The sequence below is a fragment of the Streptococcus sp. SS4 genome (assembly GCF_030440125.1).
Taxonomy (GTDB): Bacteria; Bacillota; Bacilli; order Lactobacillales; family Streptococcaceae; genus Streptococcus.
Genome location: NZ_JAQFJM010000004.1, coordinates 78,309 through 93,017 on the forward strand (window position 1 = coordinate 78,309; position 14,709 = coordinate 93,017).

Below are 14,709 nucleotides of genomic sequence, written 5' to 3' on the forward strand. Positions count from 1 at the left end.
TACCTGAAGCGGATGAACCGCAACCTTTGAATGAGTCGTCACCGGCTCAAACTCAGTCTCAACCTTTATTTAATTTTACTAAACCCGAAGTGTTAAAGTCAATTTATAAGGTACAAATGAATTTTAATGGTATTTCTCAAAAAGTTTTATCAGCTATAGCTGATAAACAAAATAGAAATCCTAGGTAATTTTTAAACTATCAAATACCTTATCAAGTTTTTCTGAGTTACGTAAAATGTCTAGCTTAACTTGACAATCGAGTAAAATAAATAATCATCAATATTCATAAGCAAATCAATTTAAAATCGGTTAATCTTTTTATTTTCAACGAAGCCATTACTCATAAATTCAACAAATAATAGGAATTGATTAATTATTATAAGCGGCTAAAAGTGCCAGTGGTCCATAGAAAGCCCTTTTCCAAGTATATTCTAAAGCAATTTAAAATGATATAATGAAGGAAATAAATCTTTGTGAGGAAAATAAATGTCAGAACATGTACAAAGGCAAGAGTTGCATAGAAAGATATGGGCAATTGCAGACGAAGTTCGTGGTGCAGTAGATGGTTGGGATTTTAAACAATATATTTTGGGAATTCTATTTTATCGTTTTATCAGTGAAAATTTCAAAACATATATTGAAGGTGGAGATGAATCAATAAAGTACGAAGAGGTTTCTGAAGAACTAATTACACCTGAGGTTCGAGATGATGCTATTAAAACCAAGGGTTATTTTATTATGCCTTCTCAATTGTTTTCTAATGTTGTCAAAACTGCACGACAAAATGAACACTTGAATACAGATTTAAAGGAAATCTTTGATGATATTGAATCAAGTGCAATTGGTTATGCTAGCGAACATGACATTAAAGGACTTTTTGATGATGTAGATACCAGAAGTAATAAGCTTGGTAGTACAGTCCCAGAGAGGAATCAGCGTTTAACGCTTATTCTGGAAGGAATTGCGAGCCTTGATTTTGGAAACTTTGAAGATAATCACATTGATCTCTTTGGTGATGCTTATGAGTACCTAATATCTAATTATGCTTCTAATGCTGGAAAATCAGGTGGAGAATTCTTTACACCACAAAGTGTATCGAAACTCTTGTCACAGATTGTTATGCTTGGTAAGGATGAAAAGAATAAAGTCAACAAGATTTACGATCCCGCCTGTGGTTCGGGTTCACTACTCTTGCAAGCTAGAAAACAGTTTAATGAGCATGTAATAGAAGATGGTTTTTTTGGTCAAGAAATTAATATGACTACGTATAATCTAGCTCGCATGAATATGTTTTTACATAACATCAATTATGACAAGTTTAGCATTGAGAGAGGTAATACTTTACTTGACCCTAAGCATGGGGACGAGAAGCCATTTGATGCGATTGTGTCGAACCCACCATACTCAATCAAATGGATAGGAAAAGATGATCCAACGCTCATCAATGATGATCGCTTTGCACCTGCTGGAGTCTTGGCCCCAAAATCAAAGGCTGACTTTGCTTTCATTATGCATAGCTTGTCATATTTGTCGAACAAAGGACGGGCGGCTATCGTAACTTTCCCCGGTATTTTCTATCGCAGTGGTGCAGAGAAAAAAATACGTCAATATTTAGTAGACAATAACTTTGTAGAAGCGGTTATTCAGTTACCTGACAATTTATTCTACGGAACTTCTATTGCGACCTGTATTCTGATTTTGGCAAAGAATAAGTCGACGAATGATGTTCTTTTTGTTGATGCTAGTAAGGAATGCAAAAAAGAGCCTAATAATAATGTCTTAGACCCTATCAACATCAAGAATATCCTTAAATTATTCGCTGATTATCAAAGTGTGGATTATAAAGCAGCCCTCGTTGGTAATGATGTGATTGGTTCAGAGCAGGATTATAACCTTTCTGTATCAACCTATGTCGATAAAGAAGATACACGTGAGAAGATTAAAATTGATGTGCTCAATAAAGAAATAGCAGAGACCGTTTCAAAAATTGACCACCTACGTTCAGAAATTGACAAAATCGTAGAGGAACTGAGCTATGGTAAATGATGTGATTCTCTATAAAACAGATGATGGCAAGTCCGCTATTGAACTTCATTTGGATAATGGAACGGTCTGGCTGAGCCAACAAGAATTAGCTGAGCTCTTTCAAACTTCCAAACAAAACATTAGTAAACATATAAAGGCTATATTTGAAGATGGTGAATTATCGGAGGAGGCAACTGTCAACTATAAGTTGACAGTTCAAAATGAGGGAAGTAGAAGTGTTCAGAGAAATGTTGCTTACTATAATCTCGATATGATTTTAGCGATTGGCTATCGTGTACGATCCCCGCGAGGAATTCAGTTTAGACACTATGCTTCGACAGTCTTGAAAGAGTATCTGATCAAGGGCTTCGCTATGGATGATGAGCGCTTGAAAAACTTGGGTGGGGGCTCTTACTTTAAAGAACTTCTTGAAAGAATCCGAGACATTCGCTCAAGTGAAAAAGTCTTTTACCGTCAGGTTTTGGATCTCTTTGCTACATCAAGTGACTACAATGCAAATTCACCAGAGGCAAAGAAATTCTTTGCGACGGTGCAGAACAAGATGCATTATGCCATTCACCACAATACTGCCAGCGAACTTATCTACAATCGTGTTGATAGTGAAAAGGAGTTTATGGGCTTGACTATTTTTAAGGGAGACCTCCCTACTCTATCTGAAGCGAAAGTTGCTAAGAACTATCTGACAGAGAAGGAACTCCGTGGGCTTAATCAGCTTGTATCGGGATATCTAGACTTTGCTGAAAGACAGGCAGAGCGAGAAGAAGTCATGACTATGGCTGATTGGGTGACACATGTGGATCGAATCCTTCTCGCTACTGGAGAAGTCTTGCTGGATAACAGTGGCTCTATCTCTCGTGAACAGATGAAACATAAGGTAGACAAGGAATATAAGAGCTATCAATCCAAGACTCTTAGTCAAGTCGAAAAAGACTACCTCAAGGAAATCAAAGGTATTGAGAATATTGCAAAGGAAGGAGGTAACTGATGAATATCCTAGAAGAAATCCATAACTGTCCCGTTGAGTGGAAAGAGTTGGGGGAAGTAGTAGATTATGAGCAACCAACCAAATATATTGTATCAAGTAAATCTTATGCTGACAGTTATGAAATTCCTGTTTTAACTGCAGGACAATCATTTATCTTAGGTTATACAAATGAAAAAGACGGTATTTATCATGCTAGCAAAAACAATCCTGTTATCATTTTTGATGATTTTACTACATCAAAACAATGGGTAGATTTTAAATTTAAAGTAAAATCATCAGCAATGAAAATGTTAACGATAAAGGATGAATTTAAAAATGAAGTTTTATTACGCTATGTATGGCATTATTTGGGTACAATAACTTATAAACCAGATCAACATGGTAGACAATGGATTGGAACTTATTCAAAGTTTCTTGTTCCAATTCCTCCTCTAAAACTTCAAGAAAAAATCGTGCAAATACTTGACAAATTTACTGATTATGTTACAGAATTGACCTCAGAATTGACCTCAGAATTGACCTCACGTAAAAAGCAATATTCTTTTTATAGAGATAAACTCTTATCATTTGAGGATGAGATTTATCAGGTTGAGTGGAAGTCTCTTTCGGAAGTAGCAAAAGATTTTGGTCGAGGGAAATCAAAACATAGGCCTAGAAATGATGCAAGATTATATGGTGGTGATATACCGTTCATACAGACGGGAGATATAAGAGAGGCTGGTAAATGGATTGAAAACTATTCTCAAACTTATAGTGCTTTTGGATTACAACAAAGTAAGCAGTGGGAAAAGGGAACATTGTGTATCACAATTGCTGCTAATATAGCGGAAACTGGATTATTAGGATTTGATGCGTGTTTCCCTGATAGTATTATAGGGTTTGTTGCAAATCCAAAATTTGCCATTACAGAATATGTTTACTATTATTTAAATTCAATAAAAGATTATCTTGCAAATAAGAGTTATGGTAGTGCACAGGATAATCTTAATTTATCTACATTTTCATCATTGAAAATTCCAGTCCCTTCTCTCGAAATCCAATCTCGTATTGTTCAAGTTCTGGACAATTTTGATACGGTTTGTAATGACCTAAAAATCGGACTTCCCAAGGAGATAGAACTGCGTCAAAAACAGTATGAATATTTCCGAGATAAACTCTTGACATTCGTCGCCGAAGGCGAGTACACTGACAGTACAGTACAGTACAGACAAGACCTGATTAGGCTCTTGACTTGGGTATTTGGCCCAATTCGAGTGAAGTTGGGACAAGTTGTCAATTTACAACGTGGGAAACGCCTTGTTAAAAAACAATTAACTGCTGCAGGAAGTTTCCCAGTTTATCAAAACAGCTTGACACCTTTAGGATACTTTGAACAATCAAACAGGGTAAAAGAAACCAGCTTTGTGATTTGTGCTGGAGCGGCCGGTGAAATTGGATATAGTGATACAGACTTTTGGGCGGCGGATGATGTTTATACATTAGAGACATCAGAAGATATTTCTGATAAATTTATGTATTATGTCTTGTTAAGTAAGCAAGATAGACTCAAATCACAAGTTCGAAAGGCTAGTATTCCTAGATTATCTAAGGATGCTATTGATAAAGTTACTTTTTATTTACCATCCTTTACTGAACAAGAAAGAATTGTCTCCATTCTTGACAATTTCAACACCTTAACCACTTCTATTTCAGAAGGTCTTCCTAAAGAGATAGAACAGAGACAGAAGCAGTATGCATACTGGCGAGAACAATTGTTTAATTTTGATTTATAGAAAAAATAGGAAAGGCATATGGCAAAAGCGCTAAGTGATATTGCACAAGAGTTAAAAGCTTCGAACCAGAAAGTTCAGCTAATCTACGCATTTAATGGGACGGGTAAGACCAGGCTCTCTAAAGAATTTGCTAAGTTGTTTCAAGCTGAAGAAGGCGGTCTTACGAGAGATAAGATTCTTTATTATAATGCTTTTACTGAGGACTTGTTCTATTGGGATAATGGTCTTGACAGCAATCAAGATTTTAAACTGAAGATTCAACCAAATTCTTTTATATCTTGGATTATTCAAGAGCAGGGACAGGATCAGAATATTATTTCGCATTTTCAGCATTATACAAATGATAAAATGACACCTTCATTTCTTTTGTCAGATGGTCATATTCTTTTCACTATTCAAAGTGGTGATGGTGAGGATAGACTAAAGGAACAAATTAAGTTATCCAAAGGTGAAGAGAGCAATTTTATTTGGTCTATTTTTTATACATTGCTAGAGCTAGTTATTAGTGAGCTTGATATACTAGAACCTGATGAACGTAGTACTAGAGAGTTTGATGATTTAGAGTATGTATTTATTGATGACCCGGTTTCATCATTAGATGAAAACCACTTGATAGAAGTTGCATCAAATTTAGGTAAGTTAATTAGAACAAGTAAGTCTAATCTTAAATTTATAATAACAACTCACAATCCGTTGTTCTATAATGTCTTATATAATGAGTTAAAAAATATTAAACGGAATGAGAGATATAGTAAGAGAGCTATTGACGAAGAAACTGGAGAGAATAGAACCTATATTGACACCCGAAAGGTTCCTGATAGTAGTAGATTTAGATTTGAAAAATTAGGAGATGGGTCATATGAGCTGATAAAACAACCAGATGACTCTCCTTTTGCTTATCATAATTTTTTAAGAAAATCATTACATAAAGCTATAGAAGACAATTTGGTTTATAAATATCATTTTAATTTTTTAAGAAATCTTTACGAGAAAACAGCAACTTTCCTAGGGTATCAAAATTGGCAGGATTTATTGCCACGTGATAATGAAGGAAGTTTTAGTAACTATGAGTCAAGGATATTAAATATTTCTAGTCATTCTAAAGTATCAACCGAGGAAGATGAACTAGTAACCCCCCCAGAAACTGCGCTTTTGAAAAACCTGTTACAGCATTTAGAGAGCACTTGCAATTATAAGGAGTAATTATGTCTGAAAGCACATTGACTACAGCTATTGTGGAGTCAGATAATTTTATCATTTTAGAAAAGTATACCAAGATAGAACAGCCTAGTCAGTATCAGACAGAGGCGGACTTGGAGAAGGAGCTGATTGCTGACTTGTGCCAGCAAGGATACGAGTATCTTACTTATTTGACGACCCCAGAGGCGCTTTTGGCTAATCTCAAGACCCAGATGGAAGTTCTGAACAATGTGGTTTTTACAGATGCTGAGTGGTTGCGCTTCTTGGATGAGTACCTCAATAAACCCAGTGACAGTTTGATTGATCGTACCAGAAAACTTCATGACAACTATATTTATGATTTTATCTTTGATGATGGGCATATCCAGAATATCTATCTATGGGATAAGAAAAATATTAGTCGAAACAAACTGCAAGTCATTAATCAAATGAAGCAAGTTGGTACTAGTAGCAATCGTTATGATGTAACCTTGTTGGTAAATGGATTGCCTCTGGTACAAATTGAGCTTAAAAAACGTGGAGTTGCGATTCGAGAGGCCTTTAATCAGGTGCACAGATATAGTAAAGAGAGTTTCAATGAGGAGAATTCTCTCTTTAAGTACCTTCAGATTTTTATCATCTCAAACGGAACGGATACTCGGTATTTTGCTAATACGACCAAGCGAGATAAGAATTCTTTTGAGTTCACCATGAATTGGGCTTTGAAAAATAATAATCCTATTAAGGACTTGAAGGACTTTACAGCAACTTTCTTGAGTCAACAGACCTTGTTAAATGTCTTGATAAATTATTCTGTATTTGATACTAATGATACTCTTCTTATCATGCGTCCTTATCAGATTGCGGCAACTGAGAGAATCATCTGGAAGATACGTTCAGCTATTGCTTCAAAAATCAAAAGCGGTCCTGATACAGGTGGTTATATTTGGCATACTACTGGTTCAGGGAAGACCCTGACAAGTTTTAAAGCTGCTAGACTTGCTACTGAGATGGAAGAAGTAGATAAGGTTTTCTTTGTGGTGGACCGCAAGGACTTGGATTATCAAACAATGAAGGAGTACCAGCGATTTTCACCTGACTCTGTTAATGGTTCCAATAGCACAGCGGGTCTTAAACGCAATATCGAAAAAGACGATAATAAAATAGTCGTGACAACTATTCAGAAGCTCAACAACTTTATGAACAGTGAGAGTCAACATGAGATATATCAAAAGCAAGTAGTTTTCATCTTTGACGAATGTCATCGTTCCCAGTTTGGTAAAGTACAGATGCGACTCAGACTGAAGTTTAAGAAGTATTGCCAGTTTGGATTTACAGGGACACCTATTTTACCTGATAAATATGATGCCTCTGGTAAACTAATTCAGAAGGGAAATGCATTGGGGACAGATACAACCGTATCTGTTTTCGGGCGTGAATTACATGCTTATGTATTAACTGATGCGATTAGAGATCAAAAAGTCTTGAAGTTCATGGTTGATTATAACGATGTTCGACCACAGTTCAAGGCAATCGAAAGCGAGCAGGACTTGACCAAGTTGTCTGCGGCTGAAAATAAAAAAGCTCTGCTTCATCCAACTAGAATTGCTGAAATCTCTAGTTATATCTTAGAACATTTTGCTCAAAAGACGCATCGATTTTCTGATAAAGGCTTCAATGCTATGTTCGCTGTTTCAAGTATCGATGCAGCGAAAGCCTATTATCAAGAGTTACAAAAACAGCAAAAATATTCTGATAAACCATTGAAGATTGCAACTATTTTTTCTTATGCTGCTAATGAGTCGCAGGCGGCTATTGGAGAAATTGATGATGAGAGCTTTTCACCGACAGATATAGCGGATATTAGTAGTAAGGAATTTTTAGCTAGTTGTGTATCCGATTATAACCGGCTGTTTGGAACTAATTTTACGATTAATAGTAAGGATTTTCAGAATTATTATCGTGATTTGGCTAAGCGTGTCAAAAATCGTGATGTGGATCTCTTAATTGTAGTTGGGATGTTCTTAACAGGTTTCGATGCACCTACCTTAAATACTCTTTTTGTAGATAAAAACTTAAGGTATCACGGTTTGATTCAAGCTTTCTCTCGAACCAATCGGATTTATGATGCAACTAAGTCTTTTGGTAACATTGTAACATTTCGGGATTTAGAGCAGGCCACAACTGATGCCATTAAATTATTTGGGAAGACAGAGACAGCAGAAATTCTGTTAGAACGGCCTTATCAAGACTATATGACTGGTTTTACAGAGGCGGGGGAAGATCAAAAAGGCTATATGGCTGTTGTTCAAGAGTTACAAGAAAAATTCCCAGACCCACAGACTATTATTAAAGAGAGTGATAAGAAAGAATTTATTTCTTTATTTGGTCAATTTCTTCGTCTCGACAATATCTTGCAAAATTATGATGATTTCATGAGCCTGAAAGCATTACAAGAACTTGATATTTTAGATAAAAAGGCGGTAGAATCCTTCAAGAAACGTTACCATATGGATGATGCGACTTTAGCAGAATTAGCTCAGTTAAGTATTCCAAGTATTAGGGAAATTCAAGATTACCGTTCGACTTATAATGATATTAAGTCTTGGTATGATAATGAAGGTCGTAATAAGGAAGATGGCCATTCTAAAGTAGACTGGGATTCGGTTGTCTTTGAAGTTGAATTGCTAAAATCACAAGAAATCAATCTTGATTATATCTTGGAACTCATTTTTGAAACAAATAAAAAAGTTTCAAATAAAGATGTACTTGTTGAAGAAATTACCCGAACTATTCGAGCAAGCCTTGGTAATCGTTCTAAGGAAGATTTGATTGTCGATTTCATTCATAAAAGTGATTTAGATAATTTTTCGGATAAATCGGATATTATTGAGCAATTCTTTGTATTTGCACAACACGAACAAAAAAGAGAGGCAGAAGATTTAATTCGGGTTGAGGGATTAAATGAGCAATGTGCTAAGCGTTATATTCAAACCTCACTGAAGCATGGGTATGCTAGTGAAAATGGTAATGATTTGAATGAAGCTCTTCCAAAAATGAGCCCTCTAAATCCACAATATCGTACAAAAAAACAAATCGTCTTCCAAAAAATCAGTAGTTTTGTTGAAAAATTTAAAGGTATTGGTGGGGAACTTTAATTCTTGTTTCAACTAATCACTAGATAAAAGATTTTTTGAGTTGTTGTTCGTGCATAAAATATTGATTAAGCCTCTAACTTATATTACTTAGGGTTTGTTTCTAAGCACGAAAAACCTCGATAATCTCTACTATTTTTTACCCACTACAGAAATTATAGAGCCATAAAAGTCAGGATTTTTCCTGGCTCTTTGATTTATAAGAGGTATCATAGGTGATAAATACAAAGATTATTATATACTAGGTTTCTTTCGGGTTGAAATTGTTTAAATGTTATAATAGTGGTGGGAATGGAATTAGGAGGGTATGGTTATGCCTAAAAAAATACTTTTTGCGGTTCTGATGGTTGTCTCATTGTTCTTGTGCAGTTCTGCAGTTAATAAGGCAATTACCTATGATAATGATTTCATTATTTCGTTGGCTAGGGGGTTAGATAAACGGTGGGAGGATGCCGCATCAAATTACGAGGATACTACGTCGTACTATGAAAAGGCAACACAACTTGAGTTATCGGAAGTTGGAAGATATAAGGAAAAAACTTTTAAGGACAACAAGCTTAAGAAATTAGCTATTGAATATATAAATGTTCTTGAGGATTCAAAAAAATTAACATCGAAGGAAAATGATCATTACTCTTCTGATCGTTGGGTTGAGTATAGAAAAAAGAGATATGAATTGATACTTGATATTCATTCAAGGAAGAAGATACCAGTCCAGGATACCAGGAACTTACGTGATATACTAGACATAGGAATAAAAGTAAAACAAACAAAAGAAATAATCCAAGAATTTAAAAAAATTTTTAAGGGGAACAACTTTACAATCAGTAAAAGTAGCGAAAATAGTGATGAATTGAATTGTTCTGGTACATTTGAGAATACTACCAATTATTATCTAAGTTATGTGCCTATGACTATTGTAGCTTGCAATAAGAATGGTACGGTATTTTTTAGCACGCATTATGCAGTCATCACTGAGTGGAGAGAAGGAACAACTAAAGAATTAAATTTAACAGTTTATGATCCAAATCATGAATTCAATGAAATCAAAGTATCGTTGGATGAAAAATATCTCCAATTTAGATAAATCATTTTAGGTATTACTGTGAAACAAAAAAAGGGGGGGGTGTCACTCCCTTTTTCTTTTATATAAATGATGTTATACTGAGCTCATGAAAAAAGATTATAAATACATTATTATTTTAGTGGTCATTTTCCTCGCTCTTGGAGTCATGTTTTTGGTCTCTGCGTTAATGAAGAAGAATGAACCTAAGAAAAAAGCAACACCCCTTAGCACCGAACAGGTGATTGAAGATTCCTCCTCGGAAAATATTCCAAAGGAAGATAAGTATGAGAGATGGCGTAAAGAGGCACTTGCGACCTTAGAAACACAAACACCTGCAGGTGATGCTGATACGCAAACTGTAAAGAATGCACTGAAAGAAATGTGTTCTTATGTTGAGACAGTTCAGAACGTAACCGATGTTAAGCCAGATTATCAAAATCACTTAACGATCACTAGCACTAAGATGCAGTATGAGCTTGTAGCGAAATTCATGCTAGGTTATAAGTACTCTGATGCTAAAACGCAAGTATTTAATGCCAAAGCAGATAATGTTCGTCAGTTTGTCCTTGAGGTTGCTAACCCAGATGGTGCGAAACTCTATTTCTGTGGGAATTACGTTATGGGAACAACTCAAATAGAAGTAACATCAGTTCATGGAGTAGCTGAAGCTGATCATGCTGAACATGGACATGACTAAACGTAGTCAATCCGTCTTACATATCTTGTTTAGCTTCATCAATAGATGGAGCTTTTCTTTATATATTTAACTCTAATAGGGATTTTTGTCCTTGTGTAAGTGCATATCTTCTTAATCCTTGATATAATAGTGCCATAGCACAGGGATTAAAGAATTGGTGATAATAAGAGAATAGGATTAAAGAACGATTGGAGATGAGGAGTCATGGAAAAAGAAACAAAGCGTCTTTTAAGGAAGTTGGTCAGAGTATTTGACGGACAGACTAAGGAATATCTTTTAAAATATACTGATGAGGTTTCTGAGCTAAATATTGAAGAACAAAATAAATTAGCTCAAGAGTTGCCTGCTAGACACTTAAGTGCTGAAATTTTAAGTGATATTCAACGAATTAAAAATGGTGAAGAGCCACGTTTCTTTACTAAGGATGGACAATATAAGGGACTATGTGTTGAAGAATACAAGCAGCGTGATTTTATGACTCGTCAGCAACGATACGTTCTAAGTTGGGCGTTCGGAATGCTACTCTTTTTAGCAGTCTTTACAATTGTATCTTGGAACTTTGTTCCCAACGTTATCCAAAAAATGGAAACTAGTACATCACTATTGAACTATACTGAGAACTATGGTACTCGTCCTGAACAGGGCTTTGCAATGGTTGTATGTGGCGTCTTATTGATATTACTTTCGGTAGTTGTTTCACTAGTATGTTTGAAGAGGTATCGTAAAAATACTGAAGAATCTATCAATGTTGTATTAACCGATGATTTGAGATTATAAAAGCTGAGGCTTAAGCTTTGGCTTTTTTGGTGTTTTTAAACTTGATCGCTACATGTTACTGGGAAAATGTAGAGTGTCATAATGAGACTTCACGGTACTTGGTATTTCCTAATTAAATAAATATATAGCCAGATTACTTTCAATGTTACATAATAAAAAGATAAAAGTACATGTAACTCGCACTTCATTATTAATTTGTTTGTACATGGTCGAATACAGGAACAGGTGCATTGTTATTGCGCTTGTTTTATATATCTATATTGATAAAATATAATCATGAGATAAATAAAAAACTAAGGGAACAGAATTCAGTATCATTTTGATTTAATAGTCTTTCTGTTTTATCTAGCAAAAGAGATATTTGGTTTAGCTAGATAAAGTAATCAAGGACTTTTAGTATAATGTGACGAATTCGGAAATGAAAGGGAAAAGTAATGTTTGATAAGTTAGATTATAGTATGAAGATGATGGCTCGAGAAATTGAAGGCCTAGAATTTGTTGAAGGAAAATACCTTCTGGATCCTAATGACCCTAAAGCTTTTAATTCGATGGAGGAAATTGAGCTTTATAAGGAATTGGCGAAGAAGTCAGCTATTGAGTTTCTTAAGGAAGAACCAGAATATTCTTCAAATCCATTTGAAGAGCTTATGAAAGATTGAGGAGAAGTAGCATAGCCTATGGCTCCGTTACTAGAACTTCAATACAATTTATTGATAACAAATGGCAATTCACCATAGTTAATTATAGTTGTTAGTACTTGGGAGGTAAAAAATGACTTCAGTAACAAACCGAATAAAGGTAGTGAAACAGCCTAGAGGTGGTTACATACCATTGAAGCAGTTTTCAGAGATTACCTTAGATGACGGAAAAACCTTGAATTCAGATGAGTCTGTATCGCCAGGACTTGTTGGTCTGGCTGTAGACTATCTAACACGTTTGATGAATGGTGCTCAGCCCAAAGAAGCGTTTAAGATTTCTTTAAATGGAGCGTATCTGGTGGGTGAATTTGATAAGGCTATTTCACTATTAGACCAAATTGTTGGACTAGATAATCAATCAATTGCTGCTGCATGTATTTTGGTGGGCTACGATGTTGCTTTTAGAGCAGGCCCTACTCGTTTTATCACAGTTGATACTATTCATGCTGATGAAACCACGATTGAAAATATTCGTATCATGGTACAGCGAAGTCTACACTTCTTTGAAATCTATGGGCCGATCACTTTAGATGGATTTACATTCGACTCTGCATATACGGACACAATCACATCAGGTGATGGAGATTACTTAACCAAGGATACTCTTTGGGATTTCAAGGTCATAAAATCAAAACCGAATAAGGACTATACGCTGCAGGTTCTTATATACTATTTAATGGGGATTCGTTCCGATCAACCAGAGTTCTTGAGTATATCAAAGCTAGGTTTCTTTAATCCACGACAAAATATAGTTTATCAGACGGCTATTGCTGATATTCCTAAGGAAGTTATTGAGACCGTTGAAAAAAATGTTATTGGCTATCCAGATTAGATAGTCTGGATTTTGGAGGTTTAACATGGAAATAGATCGTTACTGTAATAGTTGTCTTGGATACTATTCGTATGATATTGATGAAACAGATATTTACGAAAAGTGTCGTTGGTGTGGATCAGAAGATACTGAAGAAGCCTGAAGTTAAAGGTCTCCCAATACTATTTCCTCTCTTTACGTTCATATCAATAATGTTTGATAGAGAAGTACGGTACCAGATGTTCATTTGGAAGGTAGAGTTATCAACACTAAATTTATCGCTTCATAGTAGGCTCTATAATTTCTGTAGTAGGTAAAACTACTGTAGAGATTATGGAGCTATTTTCTATTTTTGGGGATTAAATTTCCATAAAGCAGTTAACAGAAGAACAATAACTATGTTTGTTTCTGAATACCATTATGAACAGACTACATTATTACTCAAGTAGGATATGGAATGTTTTAAATGACAGGACGAGACCTTACCCCGTAATTGGCAATTTATATTAAAGGATAGTGCGAGCGTACTTGATGGAGTGTTAGAAGAGAATGAGGCGAGGAAGCTTATTAATTTGCAAACCAAAAGCACTGTCACTTCGCACTTAGTGCCAGCAGAATAATATATAAATAAACACCTCGCCCCAAGAATAGTGCTAACTTCAAGTAAAGAGAACTGCTGGATGGGCCATAAACGAGGAAGAGTTTATCATGATAACAAATCAAAGAGGAAGAACAGGTGCAACCCCTCCCTGTAACTTCAACTTTTGGATCACTATTGGCTGTATTAAAGACTAGGGAATTTATCAAGTAAACCTTGAGGTTGATAAAGCAACGTCTAAAAAAATAGTTCATTTTAAATGACTTTTGAAAATTTAGGGCTCTCTGCGCTTGCTCTTGTAATTTCCTCTGTGCTACACTAATCTTAGTTTAAGAAAAGACGATTCAAAAATCTATGAAAGGAGAAAATTATGAATACACCTCGTATTAACCGATTTTTAGGTGAGTGGTTGGACAGACAGACTAGCCCAGACTTTTTTAAAAAAGGTTTGATTCTTCTGAATGCATATGACTTTCTCGACAGTAAGGCGGATGCCATTCCTGGTCTCATCGCTCATAAAAAAAGCCCTCTACGTCAGCAATTAGATGAAGCTCTCGCTAGTCGTGGGTACTGTTATCTTAAGCCTATTGAAGTCAATGCTCAAAACTCCATTGAAGTAGAGAAGTACTATCGATTTGAAGCTACACCTAAAGGTTCCAATGAACCTATTCCTTACTATGGTCTAGGTGCGTACTTTATTTGCCGTGCTATATTCAATAATGAATTCGATATTGATTCTGGCTTTCAATATGATGACGAAGAACTCTTTTATGAAGACATTGGATTTGATGCTCTATTCCATAATAAACCTGTTTTTCTATTAGGAAATACGCCCTCTGATGATATGGAGGTATCTTGGCAAGATGTTGGAATCTCAATCCGTAGACGGGCCTTTAATTAGTTAGACATCGAATACAATCCACGA

At 35.4% G+C, this 14,709-nt stretch carries 11 protein-coding genes; all 11 read left to right on the forward strand.

Annotated elements, in window-relative coordinates:
* The first annotated feature begins 486 nt into the window (after window positions 1-486).
* The 11 genes from PCY16_RS04670 to PCY16_RS04720 all read left to right on the forward strand — a co-directional run bounded on the left by PCY16_RS04670 (window position 487) and on the right by PCY16_RS04720 (window position 14,685).
* Window positions 487-2,046: a type I restriction-modification system subunit M gene (locus PCY16_RS04670; protein ID WP_195916116.1), complete on the forward strand. Its 1,560-nt coding sequence runs from the start codon at window positions 487-489 to the stop codon at window positions 2,044-2,046.
* Window positions 2,036-3,031, forward strand: a complete 996-nt coding sequence (locus PCY16_RS04675; protein ID WP_002892409.1) for a virulence RhuM family protein — start codon at window positions 2,036-2,038, stop codon at window positions 3,029-3,031. Before PCY16_RS04670 ends, PCY16_RS04675 begins: the two co-directional genes overlap by 11 nt.
* Entirely contained in the window at window positions 3,031-4,803 is a 1,773-nt protein-coding gene (locus tag PCY16_RS04680; RefSeq protein WP_301354122.1) for a restriction endonuclease subunit S, read from the forward strand. Before PCY16_RS04675 ends, PCY16_RS04680 begins: the two co-directional genes overlap by 1 nt.
* An 18-nt stretch (window positions 4,804-4,821) precedes the next feature.
* Window positions 4,822-6,006, forward strand: a complete 1,185-nt coding sequence (locus tag PCY16_RS04685) for an AAA family ATPase (RefSeq protein WP_002892406.1) — start codon at window positions 4,822-4,824, stop codon at window positions 6,004-6,006.
* A 2-nt stretch (window positions 6,007-6,008) separates the two neighbouring features.
* Window positions 6,009-9,140 carry a type I restriction endonuclease subunit R gene (locus tag PCY16_RS04690; protein WP_110981318.1) on the forward strand — a complete coding sequence of 1,044 codons (3,132 nt, stop codon included), beginning with the start codon at window positions 6,009-6,011 and terminating at the stop codon, window positions 9,138-9,140.
* 310 nt (window positions 9,141-9,450) lie between these two features.
* Window positions 9,451-10,224 carry a hypothetical protein gene (locus PCY16_RS04695; RefSeq protein ID WP_301354127.1) on the forward strand — a complete coding sequence of 258 codons (774 nt, stop codon included), beginning with the start codon at window positions 9,451-9,453 and terminating at the stop codon, window positions 10,222-10,224.
* A gap of 85 nt (window positions 10,225-10,309) precedes the next feature.
* Window positions 10,310-10,900, forward strand: a complete 591-nt coding sequence (locus PCY16_RS04700; RefSeq protein WP_301354129.1) for a hypothetical protein — start codon at window positions 10,310-10,312, stop codon at window positions 10,898-10,900.
* A gap of 204 nt (window positions 10,901-11,104) precedes the next feature.
* Window positions 11,105-11,677 carry a hypothetical protein gene (locus PCY16_RS04705; RefSeq protein ID WP_301354130.1) on the forward strand — a complete coding sequence of 191 codons (573 nt, stop codon included), beginning with the start codon at window positions 11,105-11,107 and terminating at the stop codon, window positions 11,675-11,677.
* Between the two features lie 434 nt (window positions 11,678-12,111).
* Entirely contained in the window at window positions 12,112-12,336 is a 225-nt protein-coding gene (locus PCY16_RS04710) for a hypothetical protein (protein WP_002892394.1), read from the forward strand.
* A gap of 112 nt (window positions 12,337-12,448) precedes the next feature.
* Window positions 12,449-13,207 carry a hypothetical protein gene (locus PCY16_RS04715; RefSeq protein ID WP_301354135.1) on the forward strand — a complete coding sequence of 253 codons (759 nt, stop codon included), beginning with the start codon at window positions 12,449-12,451 and terminating at the stop codon, window positions 13,205-13,207.
* Window positions 13,208-14,154: 947 nt separating this feature from the next.
* A complete protein-coding gene (locus PCY16_RS04720; RefSeq protein ID WP_201036541.1) occupies window positions 14,155-14,685 on the forward strand; it encodes a hypothetical protein in 531 nt (176 codons plus the stop codon).
* Window positions 14,686-14,709 lie beyond the last annotated feature (24 nt).

Coding starts and splice junctions, on each gene's coding strand:
- PCY16_RS04705 (WP_301354130.1), top strand. CDS start 11,105: ATGGAAAAAGAAACAAAGCGTCTTTTAAGGAAGTTGGTCAGAGTATTT.
- PCY16_RS04715 (WP_301354135.1), top strand. CDS start 12,449: ATGACTTCAGTAACAAACCGAATAAAGGTAGTGAAACAGCCTAGAGGT.
- PCY16_RS04710 (WP_002892394.1), top strand. CDS start 12,112: ATGTTTGATAAGTTAGATTATAGTATGAAGATGATGGCTCGAGAAATT.
- PCY16_RS04700 (WP_301354129.1), top strand. CDS start 10,310: ATGAAAAAAGATTATAAATACATTATTATTTTAGTGGTCATTTTCCTC.
- PCY16_RS04680 (WP_301354122.1), top strand. CDS start 3,031: ATGAATATCCTAGAAGAAATCCATAACTGTCCCGTTGAGTGGAAAGAG.
- PCY16_RS04695 (WP_301354127.1), top strand. CDS start 9,451: ATGCCTAAAAAAATACTTTTTGCGGTTCTGATGGTTGTCTCATTGTTC.
- PCY16_RS04685 (WP_002892406.1), top strand. CDS start 4,822: ATGGCAAAAGCGCTAAGTGATATTGCACAAGAGTTAAAAGCTTCGAAC.
- PCY16_RS04670 (WP_195916116.1), top strand. CDS start 487: ATGTCAGAACATGTACAAAGGCAAGAGTTGCATAGAAAGATATGGGCA.
- PCY16_RS04690 (WP_110981318.1), top strand. CDS start 6,009: ATGTCTGAAAGCACATTGACTACAGCTATTGTGGAGTCAGATAATTTT.
- PCY16_RS04720 (WP_201036541.1), top strand. CDS start 14,155: ATGAATACACCTCGTATTAACCGATTTTTAGGTGAGTGGTTGGACAGA.
- PCY16_RS04675 (WP_002892409.1), top strand. CDS start 2,036: ATGGTAAATGATGTGATTCTCTATAAAACAGATGATGGCAAGTCCGCT.